The sequence below is a fragment of the Leucogemmata humicola genome, from assembly GCF_055379415.1.
The window spans coordinates 5,311,510-5,327,711 of the sequence record NZ_AP040875.1 but is presented as its reverse complement, the minus strand read 5'-3'; the positions used below and the strand labels follow the sequence as shown (position 1 = coordinate 5,327,711).

Genomic DNA, 16,202 nt, shown 5'->3' with positions numbered 1-16,202 from the left:
ATGATGTCGCTCGAAAATGCCAGCGTCGGCTGGTGCGCGCCAGCTGAGCGGCTACGACAACCGATCTGGGCAACGCTAGTCGGCCGAGTGAACTCCGAATCCGACGACGTGCCACGAACCACTCGACAGCTCGGCGCTGACAGTCACCTGAAGCAGTCGCTGTCCGCCGCGCCATTCGAGGTCGAGAACGAAATCGGTCGTGAACGTGCGATCCGCGAGCACCGGCCGCGACGCAAGGCGCTCGAACCCGGCCTGGATATCCGGAGCACTCCGAACGAGGCGGATCAACTCGGTCCGTAACTCCGCGGACCCATCGAGCGAGGCAAGCCGCTCGACGTCTCGCCATTGGCGATGATTGCACCACGTGAGAAATTCGCTCGCCACCGCGCGGGCGTCGGCGGCCGACGGCGTGGGTAGCGAGGGTGTAACGACCACCCTCGGCTGCACCTCACCCTGCGGACGCACCGCCGGACTCGCGCTATCGGGGCGCACAGCGCTATCGAGGGCAGATTTGATCGCCGGCCCCGTGTTGACGGTTGGCGACTGAACCGTTTCGTGTCGCGGTTGAGCCGCGGTCTTCGACGCAGCCACGGTCCGATCGGCAATATGAGTTGTCTCTCGAGCGGACGACTCGGCCCGCGTTGTCGGTTTATTGGTCGCCGCCCCGGCATGCGGTGCGATCTCCGAAACCGGCTGCACGACTTTCTCGGGAGCCGCTGAAGTCGAGCGCCGTATCATCGCGCCGACCGCCAGCACAATACCTACGCCCACACCTGCGGCTAGCATGACCCATGCGCGACCTCTGCTGCGTGCCGAGCGGCTCGCGGGGCTCGCGATCGTCGGCGCTAGCTCGACGACAGCGCTGCTCAGTGGCGACGCCATCGGCTTCCGCAGGGATGCGTGAATCAACTCTCTCGTGGCCGACGACTGGTCCGCCACCAGGCGACCGAAAAAACGCTCCGCCTCGCGCAGACTCGGGTGACGCGCCGCCGGATCTTTTTCCAGCATGCGCATGACGAAACTCTCAATCTCCGGCGACAGGTCCGTCCGAAACTCCGTCAGTCGCGGCGGGGGACGGTTGATGTGGGCGCCGAGCAGCTCGGTCGTCCGTCCGATGAACGGCCGGCGTCCGGTGAGGAGCTCGAACGCCATTATGCCAAACGCGTATTGGTCCGACGCCGCCTCGGCCCGGCGGCCGAGGCACTGCTCGGGGCTCATGTACGCCACCGTGCCGAGGAGGATTCCCGACGCGGTGGCGGTCGCGTCGCCGTCGCGGCGCGCGATGCCGAAGTCGGAGACCACCACCTGGCCGGCGGGATCGAACAACACGTTTGCCGGTTTGACATCGCGGTGAATCACGCCACGCGTGTGCGCGTGTTCGAGACCAGCCGCGACCCTCGAGAGAATGAGTCCCGTGACCGGAAGCGGCAGTGGAGACGCGCCGCGCTCGCGGAGAATGACGTCGAGGCTGTTGCCGTCGACGAATTGCATGACGATGGCGCTCACCATCGCGTTGTTTCGAAGACTGTAAATCGGAATGATGTTCGGATGGCTCAGCGCCGCGATCATTTTCGCTTCGCGTCTGAAGCGATCGGCGATCTCGGGGTTGGCGGCGATGTCAGGCAGCAACACTTTGATCGCCACGCGTCGCTCGAGCTCCACGTCGAATCCGGCGTAGACCGCTCCCATCGATCCTCGGCCGATCTCTCGGTCGATTGCGATTTCACCGGCGAAGAGCGCGCGAATCTGAGCGGCGAGCTCCTGGTCCTCGTCGGTCCCCGACCGCTCGGCCGCGGCGCCGCACCGCGAACAGAACGTCGATTTCGCGGCAGCCACGGCGCCGCAAAGGCGGCATCGTCGCTCCAGAACCTCAGTCACGTCTCAGGGCCACACTGTCGGTGTCGTTGTCGGCGAATTGAGACAGCCCGCCTGACCGACGCCGCGCAGAAGCATCGCACCACCGGGAGCCGTCTGTGCATCCGTAATGGCCAGAGCACAGCCGCGTGCGACGCCGGCGACACCGACCACTCGACCGACGAAGGCGCTGTTGTAGAACGGACCTGCCATGTCTTCCCAGGAGAGTGAAGAGCCACGACGAATCTTGCCGATCGTGCCGAGATAGACCTCCGTCGGATCGATGGCCCAGAGTCCGGTCTGAAACGTGGTGTTCTGCTGATATCCGACGAGCTGGTTGTCGAGGAGGCTGCGCGTCACCGTGCTCCACTTCGTTCCGTCGTAGTGAAGCGCAACGGTGTCGCCGACCGCCCACACATCACTCGGCCCCGTTCCACCGACGGCGCCGAGTCGCCCTGTCGTCGGACTGGCCATCGCGCTCCACGAGTTTCCATCGAAATGGACGATGCGGCCATTCGCGCCAACGGCGAACGCGTTCTTCGTAGACGTCCCCCAGATTGCGTAGAAGGGGCCCTGACTCGCGAGGACATCAGTAGCGCACGAGATCGTTGTGCCCGAGGACGGCAACGACGACGACGTGCACCGAATGATCGACGCGTCACCGGCGATCCACACATTGCCGCCTGCACTCCAGACAGCGTTGTAGTTGTCCGCGGGTGATACCACCGGCCTTCGCGCATCGCTAACGATGTTCCATCGCGTGCCGTCCCAATGCGCGATCGCCGAGGATTGTCCGACGGCCCACGCGTTGCTCGCGCCATCGGACCAGACGCCCTGCAGTATCAGATTCGTCTGCGTGCCGGCTGGGGGCGCGTCGACTGTCCAGCGCGATCCGTTCAATCGCGCGAGGAAGTAATTCCCGCCGACGACGAACGCCGTCGTCGTTCCGGGCATGCTCACGCTGCGCAGCCCTGGCGAGTAGCTCACGACAGTCGTGCCGTTGCTCGTCACCTTGTCGATGCGCATCGCGCCGCTCGGCGACGAGCCCACGTAGACGGCACCGCCGTTGGGATCGGCCCACGGGTGCTGCAGATAGAATCCGTTGAACGACGTGCGAGCGACTTCGCGCCACGCGCTGCCATCGTATCGATAGTACGCGCGATTCGTGTTGCCGCTGTCGCCGACCGCATAGATCTCGTTCGCCGACACCACGCCGAAATTGAGCGGGCGTCCGTTGATGCCCTGTGGAACCGGAAGCGATGTCCAACCGCTGCCGTTCCATTTCAGCAGATTTCCAGATCCTTGATTCGTGACGTACGCCTGGCCCGGACCAAGACACTGAAGATCGACCTTGCCGGCTGTGAGTGTCGCCGGCACGGAGGTCCAGTTGGTTCCGTCGAAGCGCAACAGCGCTCCACCATTCCGCGCTGAGGCGAACGCTTCGGTCGCACTGTTGATGCACACACCGTCGATCGCGGCGGGCGTCGCGCCGCCTACGCTGAGCGGTGTGGTGTAGCGCGTGAAGTTCGTTCCGGATCCGACGAAAACGATTCCTGTTTGCGTCCCAGCGATGACGAGCTTCGTCGACGCGGCCGACCCGGTCGCCGTCGCGACTGAGCTCACGGCCACACCGGTGGGAACCGAGGCCACTGAACTAAACGCGGTGCCGTCGAAGTGATACAAGCCGTTCGTGCCGCCGACGTACACGTCGTTCGCGGCGAAGCCGGCAACGGACAGAAAGGATGACGCACCCACTGGTCCGTCGACGCGGCGCCACGCTCCGTTTTGATAGATATCGAGCTGTCCGACGGGCTGAAAATTCGACGCATTCTGGTTCGAGCTCGTGCTGACAGAGCCGAACTCGAGGCCGAACAGCGTGGGTGAACTTCCCGGGGTTGCGCCAGAAACTCCCGAAATGACGCCAGTGAGTCCGTACGGAGCCTGCTGGCCGCCGACGCGCAGCGCCTCATCGGCCTGCCATTCGTTAACCGCGAAGCGGGACGTCGAGAGATCGATCGTCGGGACTGCCGGCGCATGACCTGGACTCACGTCGAAAGGTCCGAGAAACTGAAAGTCGAATGCGCTTCCGACGATCTTGCCGCTATCGACCGCGAACGTTGCGGGTTCGAGAAACGCACCGACGTACATGCTGCAGGAACTCTGCGATCCGCGACGCGTCTGGTCGGCGAGACAACCGGTGAGATCGACCTTGAGCGTGAGCGACTGCGGGCCGCCGGATGAAAGCACCGACTGAATGTCCAGAACCCGCACTGAATCTCCACTCGTGTCGGGCACGCTGCTGAAGTACACCGCGGCGATCACGAGCTTTTGCGCAACTAGAGACGCGCGGCCGAGCGTCGATACCTGCAGCGTGAACCGCGGCGAGGCGGGTGCAGTCGGCGCGGCCGTCTTCTCGGCGCACGCGACGGTTAGCGCGAGGACTGCTCCGAGAAGAATGCCCACCGTGGGGCGGCGACCGATGCTCGAGCTCATTGTTGGCCTCGGCCGGCAAAGAACGACAGGGACAGCGATCCACCGTATCCCGTTGAATGCGACACGCCCGTGTCGAACGTGCCGTACTGGCCGTGCATCGCCAGACGGAAGTGGCGCGTCTCGACGCCAAGCGTAGCACCGCCAGCCGTTGCGGCGGCACCGACTAGCGCGTTCGTAAACGGAAGTCCGGAGTGCCACCGCCCGTCGACGCCGACCACCAATCCCGTGCGATCGCCGCCGCCGAGCACACCACCGATCGAGCCGTCGATGTAATTGCCGTCCGACCCGCTGACGCTAGCGCCGCTAGCGTCGGCGAACGCGGATCGATGGCGCACCGAGAGCGAGAGCGCGCCTTCACTCCAGTGGTCTCCCGCGAAATCGAGTCTCGTGAACGCTCCGACCTGAGGTCCCAGGCGGTAGTGCGTCGGTTCGGATGCGGCGGCGCCGCCGCCGAACGCGACCTGATCGGTGCCATACATATCCGTTAATAACAAAACACTCAATCTCGATGAGCCCACGACCCGATCCGCGCCGAGCGTGAGATGCGTCGCCATGCCTGGTGTGAGGCGGGTGTCGCCGCCACCACCACTCGATACGGCCAGGGCGATCGGCGTGTATTCCGTACGCTTTTCAATCGATCCGCCAAGCGCGAGCGTCCAGCCGGCCGTCTCCACGACTTGGATGAGGCCGAGCGTGCCGCCCGTTCCCATGCCGTACGCGGGCACCGGCATCGCGAGCCCGGGCGCGCTGACCGTCTGCAGCACATTGAGCTGGTCGGCGTTGAGCCGGGTCGTTCCGGTCGGAAGGTTGACGCCAGCGACGACGAGCAACCGGTCTTCCACGAGCGGTCCACTCATGCGGAGCTTGAGGTCCGTCGGACCATTGAGCAGCACGACCTTGTCGCTGGAATTGTCGCCGCCTGCGCCGCCGAATCCGCCGTTGCCACCCGAGGCGGAGGCGCTGGTCATATGAACGGCGCCCGTGGCGTACGCGCCCGTGAGATCGAAGCTCCAGGCACCAGTGGTGACGCGAACCTGAAGCGGCACGGCAACCTGCGCTGCGTCCGCGACGGCCCCTGTGGATGTCGCGAGCGGCGTCGTGAAATGCCAGCCGGACGCGATTGGCGCAAAGCCCCACGCCGTAGACGGAAGCAGGTTCACCTGTGCGGAGGCCGTGCTCGACGCCGCGAGGGCGAGAATCGCGAGTCGTTTCATGGACTTACGCGAATGGTGACGACGACCGGTACGCTGAGGCTCGCCGAGAGCGCGGCGTCCGTCGCTTCGCTCGCCTGCGCAGCCGCCGGCTGATTCAGTGCTTGGGTGGTCATCGAAACAACTCGTTGCACGCCGGACGTACGAGCGACGGTGATCGAGGGACTTGCCACGTGAGCGCGCGCCGCGGCAAACGACGCGTCGAGCCGTGCGGCCTCGGCGTAGGCGGCGATTGCGCCGGCGACATCGCCTCGGGTGTCGGCTTCAGTGCCGCGCCCGAACGCCACCAACGCTGCGAGCTGAGTCGTTTGACGCTGCGCGATGGCGACGCGCTGGGCAGGCGTGAGTGTCACGCCCAGTCGCTCGAACAGCACGAACGCGAGAGACTTTTCTGCGTCGATGATTCGTGACAGTGGGACCCGGGCCGTGACCGCGTCCTCGACGGTTCCAGCGGTGACGTCGATGATGCGGGCGTGCAATTGCACGTTGTCTCCGGGGCCCGCCACGATGTTCCCGATCAGCAAGCGCCGAGCGCCGATGAGCCGCCCGACACGCGGCGCGCCGCGCGGATCTGTCACGCCCTGGTCTACGAGTTTCAACTCTCTGAGGATCGCGTCCAACCGAAGCCGCTCAACGACCAAGAGCCGGTTCGAGACGGCGAGATCGGCCGAGAGGAATTCGGCGAGGCCGAATCCGAGAGGTGTGAGGAGCGTGTCGCGCTTGCTGACAGTGAACGGCAGCACCGCCAGACTGCGGGCCGGTATCTTCGCCACGTCGAGCTGACTCTCGAACGCGACGGCTTCTTTGGCGGCGCGATCGGCATCCGCGATCAAGGTGGCGCGCCGGGTGGCCGGGTTCGAGGCACACCCGATTGCCGCGACGAGCCACCACGTTGAAACGATCCTGAGGGTGCGCATGGAATGGTAGGGGAGGGTTCCTGGCGCGGCGTGACGGCTCCATCCTATCGAACACCGCGCTGCGCTTCAAGCATGCAGCGCCGGATTTGTATCTGAAGCCGGAGTTCGCCGCCATGGGTGATTCGGCTCGATGGGCTTTGGCGTGGGTGAGCTGTACACCGCGCTACCTCAACGCCGAGCACCGAGGCGGGATTCAAGAATTGGTACGGACGCGTACATTAAACCGCAGGTGACGACGGACCGGCACAATCGCAAATACCGCCATGAGATACGTAAAGACCTCCGCCGCAGCGTTGGCCGCTGTCATCTCGATCGCTGGCGTCTACACCTGGCGAACCTATTCGGCAGATCGCTCGCACGGGCCGACGTTCGGTGCCGCGACGACGAAGCCCGCGGTCGCCGCCGACACGTCCAAACCACTCGCCACGCTCTCGCCGCCGAACGAGGACGACCCGGACGCGGAAGAGGCCGAAGAAAAAGACCGATCGACTGCGCCAGTTCGCATGAAGGTTTCGAAAGCCAGTGCCGACGTCGAGCAGAACGTGGCGGGCACGAAGCCAGCCGCGAAGCTCGTCGCCAGCTTCGATGGTCTCGGTGTTGGCTTCGAAGGACCGAATGGAACCGGTCGCGGCGGCAATCCATCTGACAATGCGCTCGCCGTCGGCCCGAATCACATCATGCAGATCGTGAACGGACGCGGCATCGCGGTCTTCACGAAAAAGGGCAAGCAATACGACACGACGGGCAAGGTGCTTTTCGGACCGGTCGCAGCCAACAACGTCTTCAAGAATTTCACCGGGAACTGCGAAGCGCGAAACAGCGGTGACGTCGTCGTGCGCTACGATCAACTCGCAGATCGTTGGCTCATCGTGCTTCCGCTTTTCTCTCGCGGGCCGGTGCGTCCGGATCAACCGGAGCCATTTGGCCCGGCAGACGGCGCGCGCCCGAGCGTGATTGGTGTAGCGGGACAGCCAGGCAAAGCCGAGCGAATGTTCGTGCCGCCGCCTCCTCCGCCGCCGACACCCGGAGATACGGCAGGCCGAGGCAATCGCGGGCGCGGTGCCGGTGCACCTCCAGGCCCTCAGGGACCGTACTCGATGTGCTACGCGGTGAGCACATCCTCCGATCCGCTCGGCTCGTACTATCGATATGAGTTTCTGCGTCCGTATTTCCCGGACTATCCGCGGCCCGCGATCTGGCCAGATGGCTACTACATCCCGACCAGCACGAGCGACAACCGCATTTCGCCGACCGTCGCCACACAGAAGCACGCGTGCGTCGCCGATCGGCAGGCGATGCTCGCGGGCAAACCGGCGACCGAGCAGTGCATCATCGTCGAGAATGTGAACTTCTTCAACAACGCGGACATTGATGGGAAGACGCTGCCACCCAAGGGCGCGCCGAACATCATGATCGCGGGCGGGGGCAGACAGCTCGACACCCTGCTGACGGACAGCGTCGTGAACGTCTGGCAGTTCCATGTCGACTGGAAGGATCCATCGAAGACGAAGATCGATGGACCGACGTCGATCAACGTCGCGCCCTATTCATATCTGTGCGGCGGTCAGCTCACGAACTGCGTGCCGCAACCCGGCACGGAGCGTGGTCTCGATTCGCAGGGCGACAAGATCATGCAGCGTCTCGTCTACCGCCGACTCGGCGACCACGAGTCGATTCTCGCGACGCACTCGATTGCGACGGCGGCCGGCGGTGGCGGCGTACGCTGGTACGAATTTCGAGTGAATGAGAAAACTCGTAACGTCTCACTCCATCAACAGGGAACGTACCTCGGCGATGGCGAGTATCGGTGGATGGCGAGCGGAACGATCGACAAGTTCGGCAACATCGGCATGGGGTACTCGTTCGGCGGCCCGAACCATTTTGCCGGCCAACGCTTCACCGGGCGTCAACCGAACGATCCGCTCGGGCAGCTCACGTTTGCCGAAACCATTCTGGCAGAAGGCGAAGGCGCGCAGACGAACACGTTGCGTTGGCAAGACTATACGACCGCCACGCTCGACCCCGACGACGATTGCACTGTGTGGTATGTCGGCGACTACTTCAAGAAGGGCGCGACGAGTTACTCGACCAAAATCGGGGCGTTCAAGATGCCCGGCTGTAGGTAAACGTCGCGGCGCGATTTATCGCGGGAGCAGCCCGAGTTGCTGCGCATCGAGCCCGAGGTAGACGTTCTTGCGCTCGATGTAGACAGCAGCATTCGATGAAATCGAGTCAGGATAGCTGCCCACACGCCATTCCAATCTGAGCTTTGCGCGCGGGCCGCTCTCGTCTACGGCATAGCGGGCGTAATACGTGGCTCCATTGTAGCTCAACTTCACGCTGAACTTTCCTGCGCTATCACCCGGCACCCACGTACCATCCATCAACCCCTTCGAGCCCGCGGCCGACGTGTTGTAGTCCTCGAGGTCGATGTGCTGGAAGCGCCCGTACGCGTTCGTCACGTCGTTGATCGCTATCACGTCGAAGTACAACGGATCGGGCGTCGCCCACGGCTTGTTGGTGCGAAGCCACGCGCCCAAGAACGTGCCGGGATGATCATGATGGAAGAGCAGCTTGTTCGTGAGGAGCGGCTCCCACGGCCGGCTGTTCCCAACTGCGGATCCGTGAGCGAAGTACGGGGTGACGACCTCGTTCGTCACGCGCGCGATCAGCGCGGCCTGGACGTCAGGCGCGAGATAGTCGAACGGTGAAACGTTCGAGCCGCCAGTTTCTTCGGTCCGCACGCCATCAGACCGGTTGTAGTCGACGAGATTGAACTCCGCCAAGTGGCCGGTGCCGACGGGGTCTCCCTGCTTCACGTGTTGTCCGGCGACGACGAGCGGCTTCTCCACGAGCTGATGCTTTCCAACGAGTCCGCGGCCATAGTCGATGTCGATGTAATACGCGCCATCGATGAGTTGAACTTTGAGCACGGTACCGTCCGCCCAACTGCCAATCACCGTACCCGGTTTCGTCGGAATCCAGACGTGGTCCAACCCTTCGACGTGCCCGCCCTCATGTGCGCCGAAGAATCCGAGTCCGCCCGCCGGACCGAGCACGATGCTGTCGAGTGGTACCGGAAGGACGAGGCGGACTGGCGAGCCCCAACTTGGAACGGGTTGAACCCATGCGCCGTCTACCCAGGGCACGGAGACAACTGCGGCGGGCGGAGTGATTCCGTCTATGACGCCGGCAACGTTGCTGCCGTCGTGGCCACAGGCGGTGACCACGACGAGAAGGGTGAGGCAGGAAGATCGGAGCATCGTGCGGGGGAGTGCGAGTAACGCAACGAGTCGGCTCGGTTCACTGGTAAGCATCGGCCGATCCGATCAGCAACATGACGGATTCCCTAGAGGTTTATTCCATGAGAACGCTCATTCGTCTGACGTTGAAGGTCCTCAAGTGGGGCGCGATTTGCCTCCTACTCGCACTGATTGGAACCGCGACGTATGCGCGTGTCCTCCATCGGCGCGACGACGCGCGGTGGCACGCGCCGGGTAAGCTCGTCGAGGTCGAGCCAGGCCGATCGATGCACATCTATTGCGTCGGTAGCGGGACACCAACCGTGGTGCTCGAGGCAGGATTGGGAGACTTCGGACTCTCCTCGTGGTATTCCGTGCTGCCGCAAGTCTCAGCGCTCAGCCGCACGTGCGCCTACGATCGGGCGGGCACCGGATGGAGTGATCCGCCGCGCGTCCGACCTATGCCAACCGCGATGGTCAATGACCTACACACCCTGCTCGCCAAGTCCGGCGAACCCGGTCCGTACCTTCTCGTAGGACATTCACTCGGCGGGCCGATCATCCGGCACTACGCAGTGCACTATCCGGGAGAGGTCGCGGGTCTGGTTCTCGTTGACGGATCGCACGAGGATCAACTCGATCGGATGAAGGGAATACCGTCGTGGACTCAGGTATTCCTGAAGGCCATACCCACACTTCATTTTCTCGGCATCGATCGCGTCATTGCGCAGGCGCAAATCACGGACACGATGTCGGCCATCGCCGTCGCGCGCAACACGAGCGACGCCGCAATGCACAATACGGCGGAGATCTCGAATTCACTGCCGGAGTTCTTTGCCGAAGTAAAGAGAGATGCTAAGCCTTTTGGTGCGCTTCCCCTCACGGCGCTCACGGCCGGCAAGATGTCGGTTCCCGGCGTCACACCGGAAGTCGCCGATGGCCTCCACCGTGAGTGGGTCGCGATGCACAAGGAGATTGTCGCACGCTCGACGCGTGGTCGGTGGATCCTTGCCGAGCGAAGCACACACTACATCCAGCGCGGCCAGCCCGATCTCGTGATTGAGTCGATCCGCGAGATGCTCGATACTCTGCGCTCTCCCGCCGTGGATACTGCTCGCCCGCGGATTACGCGGTCCGTCCCAATTCGGTTGCGACCTTAGCACATCGCGGTAGTGTCAACACACTAGCCGCTCGCGTGCAGACCGAAATGAGGAGCAGATGCAAATCCGAGCCAGTGCGGAGTCCGATTTTTCGCAAATCGTCGCGGTCATAAACGACGCGGCTCGCGCGTATCAGGGAGTAATCCCAAGCGACCGGTGGCACGAGCCGTACATGCCGGAGGACGAACTGGTTCGCGAGTTGGCCGACGGCGTGAGATTTTGGGTCGCCGAGGAGAACGAACGCGTGATCGGTGTCATGGGCGTGCAGGATAGGGGAGACGTCGCGTTGGTGCGGCACGCCTACGTTGCGACAGGCACGCAACAGAAGGGTGTGGGCACCAGCCTTCTCCGGCACATCGAGAGTTTCACTGCCAAGCCGATATTGATCGGCACATGGGCGGACGCGACTTGGGCCATCGCCTTCTACGAGCGAAACGGATTTACCGTCGTGCCAATGGTCGAGAAGGAGCGACTCCTTCGAACATACTGGTCGATTCCCGAGCGGCAGATCGCGACGTCGGTCGTTCTAGCCGATCGCCGATGGATCGAGCGAGGACTCTGAGGCGTCTCGCGCTCGGCATCGGCGTTCACCTCGTCGCGATGTCCCGTATGACGGCCGAGCTGGTGGAAGACCGCTATCGACCGTAGGCCCAGGTCGACGGGCCGATGTATAGCCTGAGGACATTGTTCACGACCGCCCCGGTGAACGTGGAGCTGTACGGGGTGATCTGCGTGAACTGAATGGCGCCGTTCGCCGTCGACGTGTATGTGCCCGTCGCCGTTTCCGTCGTGGTGGTCACGGTTGCGCCTTGGGTGAAGCGATAGGACGCGACTTCGATCCACGTACCGTCCGCGTTCAGCGTGAATTGATCGCTCAGCAGGTCGAACGTGGTGTCCGCCTGCGTTCCAGTGAATGGGAGCAAGGTCCCGTTGACGTTCTTGAGTTGCCACGCCCCCGAGACAGTGACTACGGCAGGCGTCGTGGGAGTCGTATCAGAGCCGCCGCAGGCCGCCGCGGTCAGCATGAGAAGAATCAGGAGTCGGCGCATGTCACGTCTCGGTGGGGGGTGGCGCAAATATATGGGTTTTGGAGGATTTAGAAACTTCCAATGCATCCGCGAGCGATAAGAATAATCAAATCATGGGATGTCGCTAGGAACCCTGACGAAGCGCAGGTGTCGCACTCGCCCCGCCTCGATCACGTATCCCGTGATCTTCCCACTCGCATCCCGCTGCACATCGACCACGTTGTCCCCACGCGTGAATCCATCCTTATAACTCGCCTCGAGCACGCCCAGCCGCCGGTTGTTCGCATAAATCGCGAGCTGCCCGTTCTCCACCTTCCACGTCTGCACCGTCTCGACTTCGTCGTTCCGATACTCCCCCGCATACTCCGCCAACTGCGCCGCCGTTAGCGCGACCGAGTCCACCCGCGCATAGGGGATTGTTTCCGATGTAGTCCGCACGACGAGAGCAGACGGCTGCGGCACATCGCCCTCGAACCGAACTTCCGTCCCCGACCCGACACGGAACCGCCCGCCCTCGAGCGCCGTCATCCGCTCGCGTGTCCCGCTGCTCAACAGCATCAGCGAATCGCCGACGAGCCGAGTGCGACGGACCTCTCCGCGCTCCACGTTCCGCCACACGCCAACGAGTCCGCGCAGATTCGCCGCGGTCACGTCTGCCCGGCGAGCACGATCGAGCTCCGCAACCCACATCGCAGCGCTGTCCGGCTGCATGCGATCGGCGAGATAGATCCCCGCCACTTTGCGCGCCAGCGAATCCGGACCCGACGTCGTCAGATTGCAGAACGTCGCAACGGCGAAATGCTGATCAGGGAACCGTAAAAAGTGTCCGCGATAGCCCGCCCAGCTTCCACCGTGCGCGACGACGCGAAGACCGCGCAACGTCCCGACGGTCAACCCGACCGCGTACGCGAGCGTCGGACCCGACTTCGCCGGCGTTCCATCATTGAGCTTCGTCGCGGTCGTCATCGTCTCGATGATGTTGCGATCGCCGACCTTCATAGAATCGTAGTTGGCGAGCCAGCGGCCGAAGTCCTCGACGGTCGTGTGCACCGCACCCGCGCCCATGATCGAGCCATCGTACGGTGAGCGCGCGACACGAAATCCGTTTTGGCGCGGCGCATATCCTGTCGCGAGGTTCGGGATGATCATCGTCGCATCCACGAGATAGCGCGTGTCGTGCATCCCCAACGGGCCGAAAATGCGCTCCTGCGCAAACTCGGCCAGAGTCTTTCCCGTCAGGCGATAGACGATCTGCGCCGCGAGGATCCAGGCCGAGTTCGAGTAGAGGTAGCGGTCACCCGGAGTGAAGTTGGGCTCGGCCGACCGCGTGATGATGCGCAGCGCGTCGATCGTGTCGCCCCGAAAGGCGCGGCCCGTTTGTTCCCACATCACATAGAGGTCTCGCATCCCGCTCGTCTGACTGAGCGCGCGACGCAGCGGGATCTTGTCCGCGTACGGCGGCAGCTCGGGGATGTATTTCCGGATCGGATCGTCCAGCGAGAGCTTCCCGTCCTTCTGTAATAGAAGGATCGACATCGCCGTGAACTGCTTCGAGATCGAGCCGACGTCGAGCACCGACCGCGACGAGAGCGCAACGCTCAGCTCGAGACTCGACATTCCGTAACCGCGCGCATACAAAATCTTGCCGTCCTGATAGACGCCGAGCGCGCAGCCCGGTGAGTCGGTGCGGTCGAAACGTTGGAAGACGCTGTCGGCCCGCAGCGCCCGCGCGTCGCGCAGGCCAACGATGTTCTGAGCGCGAACGGCGCTCGATCCGGCGGCGAGGGTGCCGACAACGATGGCGGAGACGAGCGCAAAGTGGCGCATGATCGGGCTCGGGAGGGCGGTGGGGAGCAAACATGCCAGCGGTCTGTCCGGCTGGCGAGCCCCGATCGGTGCAATCCGATCGGTTCGGACGACTCTAGACGCACCATTCCGCAGTTTCGGACCGTTCCCGATGTATCAACGATCCGAATGGAGTCCTTCCCATGCGACACAAACGTCTGACCACCATCGCGATTCTGATGGCCCTGGCACTGAGCCAGACGCCTGCCGACGCGCAGAAGCTCCACGTGAATCCGCGCTGGGCCGAGTGTTCGTTCCAGATCGATCCGTCACTCACGCAGTCCGCTTGGCACCGGTTCGCGCGCGAAGCCGGCTTGGTCGTGCTGTTCCGCCCGCTCGACGACGCGCGCCCGCTCGGCAAAGGCAAGTTCGAGCTCTCGGCGCTTCAGTGGCAGTCGAACATCGACGCCTCTGCTTCCGCCTGGAACGACACCTTCGTCCATCCCGACTCCACACACTGGCTGACCGAAGGAAACGGGCTCAAGGTCCCCGGTCTCACGTTTCGGGTAGGAGTAGATGCGAAGACCGACGTCGCCCTGTACGCCACGAAAAACCCGGAGGCGAACTACGGCTTCTACGGCGGGCAGGTGCAGCGTACGCTCATCGGCGACGGAACTAGCGCGTGGAACGCGTCGGCCCGCGTGAGTTTCGTGAAGATGTATGGGCCGGCCGACATGGACTTCTCCGTGTACGGCACCGATTTCGTCGTGAGTCGGTCAATCCCGCTGTCGCACTGGGCCTCGCTGTCGCCCTACGGAAGCGTGTCTTGGTATCTGGCTCGCGCCCATGAGAAGACCGACGCTGTGAACCTCGCGGACGAGAACGTGTTCGGTGCGCAGGCAGCGGTCGGCGCGGAACTTCGGTTGTTCAAGCTGCGTGTGGGCGCCGAGTACAATGCCGCGCGGGTGAATGGTCTTTCGCTCAAAGTGGGCTTCGGCACCTAGCCGCGTTCGTCCGATTTACTCGTCCCGCCGTGGCCGATATGTTCTTCGGCCATGGCGAGTCTCACGCTCGATTGGATTCAGCTCGCCGCGGCTGTCGGCGCTTTGCAGGGGCTGCTCCTCTCCGGCGTCATCGTCGCGCAGCGAAACAACAAAACCGCCAACCGGTTGCTCGCGGCGCTGCTTGCCGCCTTCACGATTTATCTCGCGTCGAGTGTGTACTACGCGGCGGGAGTCATTCGCGTCTACCCGCACTTCTTCGGCGTGTCGTACCTCCTGCCGTGGATCTTCGGGCCGCTAGTGTATCTGTACGCGGTCGCCGCGAGCGATCGCTCGTGGCGCTTCGAGCGACGCCAGCTCCTGCACTTCGTTCCCATCGTCATCAACGTGGCGATCGCCGCGCCCTACTATTTCATGAGCGGCACCGCGAAGATTGCGATGTACGAGCGCTTCCTCGTCGGCGACATACCGGCGCGGCTCGTGATCATCGATCCATTCAAGTATGTCTCGGGCGTAGCGTACTCCATCGCGACGGTCGTCTATCTTCGAAAGCATCGTCGTCGCATCGAGGACAGCTATTCGAACACGACGCGCGTCAATCTCCGATGGTTGTTGTGGCTCGCAACGGCGGCCGCCGGCATCTGGGCCTTGGCGACGACAATCCGCGTTACGGTTGACGCGGCGCTGGTGCGCGACGAGCAGGTGACGCTCGCGATCGCTCTGTTGGTATACGCGGTCGGCTACGCCGGTCTCCGCCAGCCAGAGATCTTCCGCTATGAAACCGCGGAATATCCTGTGCCGGTCGCTCCGATTACGATGGTCGTTCGCGAGACGGTTGCGGTCGCGGTCGAACCAAGCGCGCCGCGGTACGAGCGATCGGGGCTCGGCGACAACGAAGCGGCGAAGCTCAAGGATGCGCTGCTCGCCCTGATGGATCGCGATCGTCCGTGGGCCGAGTGCGAACTGACGCTCGCCGACCTAGCATCGCGACTTGGGACAACGCCGCACAAATTGTCGGAAGTGCTCAACGCCGAAGTCGGGCAGACGTTCTACGATTTTGTGAACCTCTATCGCGTGCGCGACGTCCAGCGTCGCATTCAAGCCGGCGAGGCGCGGACGAGGAAAATGCTGGCGCTCGCATTGGATGCCGGCTTTGCCTCCAAGTCGACGTTCAATCAAGCGTTCAAGAAGCACACGAACCAGACGCCGTCAGATTTCTCGAAAGTCAGTCGATCGTAGCGACAGTGGCACCCAAAAAAGGCTGTTGTCGCCTTTACCCGTGGAATACGACTACGCTATTCGCGCTCGGACTCCGTCTTGCGCGACGCGGTAATGGCTCCTTTCTCACGGAACGTGAGGGATGCACCACACTGCGTGCAGATGTAGTTGCCCGTGCGCTCGCCAGCGTCGTACTCGCGCGAGAATGCAGGGTGGTCGCAGGGGCGGTCCCCCCACGTCTTTCTAAGCTCGACGGCCTTCTTGCGCTGCAAGGGCGTATCCTCGAAGTGGCG

13 protein-coding genes are annotated in these 16,202 nt (G+C 63.4%); 5 read left to right on the top strand and 8 right to left on the bottom strand.

Annotated elements, in window-relative coordinates; translation table 11 throughout:
* Positions 1-75 precede the first annotated feature (75 nt).
* The 4 genes from AC6H4Z_RS22900 to AC6H4Z_RS22885 are packed head-to-tail and all read right to left on the bottom strand — an operon-like array spanning position 76 to position 6,475.
* Complete coding sequence (locus AC6H4Z_RS22900; RefSeq protein WP_497544290.1) at positions 76-1,836, bottom strand: serine/threonine-protein kinase; 1,761 nt, start codon at positions 1,834-1,836, stop codon at positions 76-78.
* Positions 1,837-1,881: 45 nt separating this feature from the next.
* The gene (locus tag AC6H4Z_RS22895) at positions 1,882-4,347 is read right to left on the bottom strand and encodes a hypothetical protein (RefSeq protein WP_497544289.1); all 2,466 of its coding nucleotides are present in this window, start codon (positions 4,345-4,347) and stop codon (positions 1,882-1,884) included.
* Entirely contained in the window at positions 4,344-5,561 is a 1,218-nt protein-coding gene (locus AC6H4Z_RS22890) for a hypothetical protein (RefSeq protein WP_497544288.1), read from the bottom strand. The genes AC6H4Z_RS22895 and AC6H4Z_RS22890 overlap by 4 nt, the downstream gene beginning before the upstream one ends.
* A complete protein-coding gene (locus AC6H4Z_RS22885) occupies positions 5,558-6,475 on the bottom strand; it encodes a CsgG/HfaB family protein (protein WP_497544287.1) in 918 nt (305 codons plus the stop codon). The genes AC6H4Z_RS22890 and AC6H4Z_RS22885 overlap by 4 nt, the downstream gene beginning before the upstream one ends.
* Positions 6,476-6,738: 263 nt before the next feature.
* Between AC6H4Z_RS22885 and AC6H4Z_RS22880 the strand changes: the two genes are divergently transcribed.
* The gene (locus AC6H4Z_RS22880) at positions 6,739-8,601 is read left to right on the top strand and encodes a hypothetical protein (RefSeq protein ID WP_497544286.1); all 1,863 of its coding nucleotides are present in this window, start codon (positions 6,739-6,741) and stop codon (positions 8,599-8,601) included.
* 15 nt (positions 8,602-8,616) lie between these two features.
* Here the strand turns inward: AC6H4Z_RS22880 and AC6H4Z_RS22875 are convergent, their stop codons facing one another.
* Entirely contained in the window at positions 8,617-9,738 is a 1,122-nt protein-coding gene (locus tag AC6H4Z_RS22875) for a hypothetical protein (RefSeq protein WP_497544285.1), read from the bottom strand.
* A gap of 101 nt (positions 9,739-9,839) precedes the next feature.
* Here AC6H4Z_RS22875 and AC6H4Z_RS22870 point away from each other — a divergent pair, with 101 nt between their 5' ends.
* Together AC6H4Z_RS22870 and AC6H4Z_RS22865 are read left to right on the top strand one after the other, a co-directional pair.
* Positions 9,840-10,877: an alpha/beta fold hydrolase gene (locus AC6H4Z_RS22870; RefSeq protein ID WP_497544284.1), complete on the top strand. Its 1,038-nt coding sequence runs from the start codon at positions 9,840-9,842 to the stop codon at positions 10,875-10,877.
* 58 nt (positions 10,878-10,935) lie between these two features.
* Entirely contained in the window at positions 10,936-11,439 is a 504-nt protein-coding gene (locus AC6H4Z_RS22865) for a GNAT family N-acetyltransferase (RefSeq protein ID WP_497544283.1), read from the top strand.
* A 73-nt stretch (positions 11,440-11,512) separates the two neighbouring features.
* Here the strand turns inward: AC6H4Z_RS22865 and AC6H4Z_RS22860 are convergent, their stop codons facing one another.
* The gene (locus AC6H4Z_RS22860) at positions 11,513-11,926 is read right to left on the bottom strand and encodes a hypothetical protein (protein WP_497544282.1); all 414 of its coding nucleotides are present in this window, start codon (positions 11,924-11,926) and stop codon (positions 11,513-11,515) included.
* A gap of 90 nt (positions 11,927-12,016) precedes the next feature.
* Complete coding sequence (locus AC6H4Z_RS22855; protein ID WP_497544281.1) at positions 12,017-13,732, bottom strand: serine hydrolase domain-containing protein; 1,716 nt, start codon at positions 13,730-13,732, stop codon at positions 12,017-12,019.
* Between the two features lie 161 nt (positions 13,733-13,893).
* Here AC6H4Z_RS22855 and AC6H4Z_RS22850 point away from each other — a divergent pair, with 161 nt between their 5' ends.
* Positions 13,894-14,694 (top strand): hypothetical protein, encoded by an 801-nt coding sequence (locus tag AC6H4Z_RS22850; protein ID WP_497544280.1) that lies wholly within the window; start codon positions 13,894-13,896, stop codon positions 14,692-14,694.
* Positions 14,695-14,745: 51 nt separating this feature from the next.
* Positions 14,746-15,930, top strand: coding sequence for a helix-turn-helix domain-containing protein (locus tag AC6H4Z_RS22845; RefSeq protein ID WP_497544279.1), 1,185 nt, complete (start codon positions 14,746-14,748; stop codon positions 15,928-15,930).
* Between the two features lie 56 nt (positions 15,931-15,986).
* Here the strand turns inward: AC6H4Z_RS22845 and AC6H4Z_RS22840 are convergent, their stop codons facing one another.
* Positions 15,987-16,181, bottom strand: a complete 195-nt coding sequence (locus tag AC6H4Z_RS22840; RefSeq protein ID WP_497544278.1) for a hypothetical protein — start codon at positions 16,179-16,181, stop codon at positions 15,987-15,989.
* Positions 16,182-16,202 lie beyond the last annotated feature (21 nt).

Bases quoted from the DNA above. Each gene is read 5' to 3' on its own strand.
- AC6H4Z_RS22890 (WP_497544288.1), bottom strand. From the start codon at position 5,561: ATGAAACGACTCGCGATTCTCGCCCTCGCGGCGTCGAGCACGGCCTCC.
- AC6H4Z_RS22865 (WP_497544283.1), top strand. From the start codon at position 10,936: ATGCAAATCCGAGCCAGTGCGGAGTCCGATTTTTCGCAAATCGTCGCG.
- AC6H4Z_RS22875 (WP_497544285.1), bottom strand. From the start codon at position 9,738: ATGCTCCGATCTTCCTGCCTCACCCTTCTCGTCGTGGTCACCGCCTGT.
- AC6H4Z_RS22860 (WP_497544282.1), bottom strand. From the start codon at position 11,926: ATGCGCCGACTCCTGATTCTTCTCATGCTGACCGCGGCGGCCTGCGGC.
- AC6H4Z_RS22850 (WP_497544280.1), top strand. From the start codon at position 13,894: ATGCGACACAAACGTCTGACCACCATCGCGATTCTGATGGCCCTGGCA.
- AC6H4Z_RS22880 (WP_497544286.1), top strand. From the start codon at position 6,739: ATGAGATACGTAAAGACCTCCGCCGCAGCGTTGGCCGCTGTCATCTCG.
- AC6H4Z_RS22885 (WP_497544287.1), bottom strand. From the start codon at position 6,475: ATGCGCACCCTCAGGATCGTTTCAACGTGGTGGCTCGTCGCGGCAATC.
- AC6H4Z_RS22845 (WP_497544279.1), top strand. From the start codon at position 14,746: ATGGCGAGTCTCACGCTCGATTGGATTCAGCTCGCCGCGGCTGTCGGC.
- AC6H4Z_RS22870 (WP_497544284.1), top strand. From the start codon at position 9,840: ATGAGAACGCTCATTCGTCTGACGTTGAAGGTCCTCAAGTGGGGCGCG.
- AC6H4Z_RS22895 (WP_497544289.1), bottom strand. From the start codon at position 4,347: ATGAGCTCGAGCATCGGTCGCCGCCCCACGGTGGGCATTCTTCTCGGA.
- AC6H4Z_RS22855 (WP_497544281.1), bottom strand. From the start codon at position 13,732: ATGCGCCACTTTGCGCTCGTCTCCGCCATCGTTGTCGGCACCCTCGCC.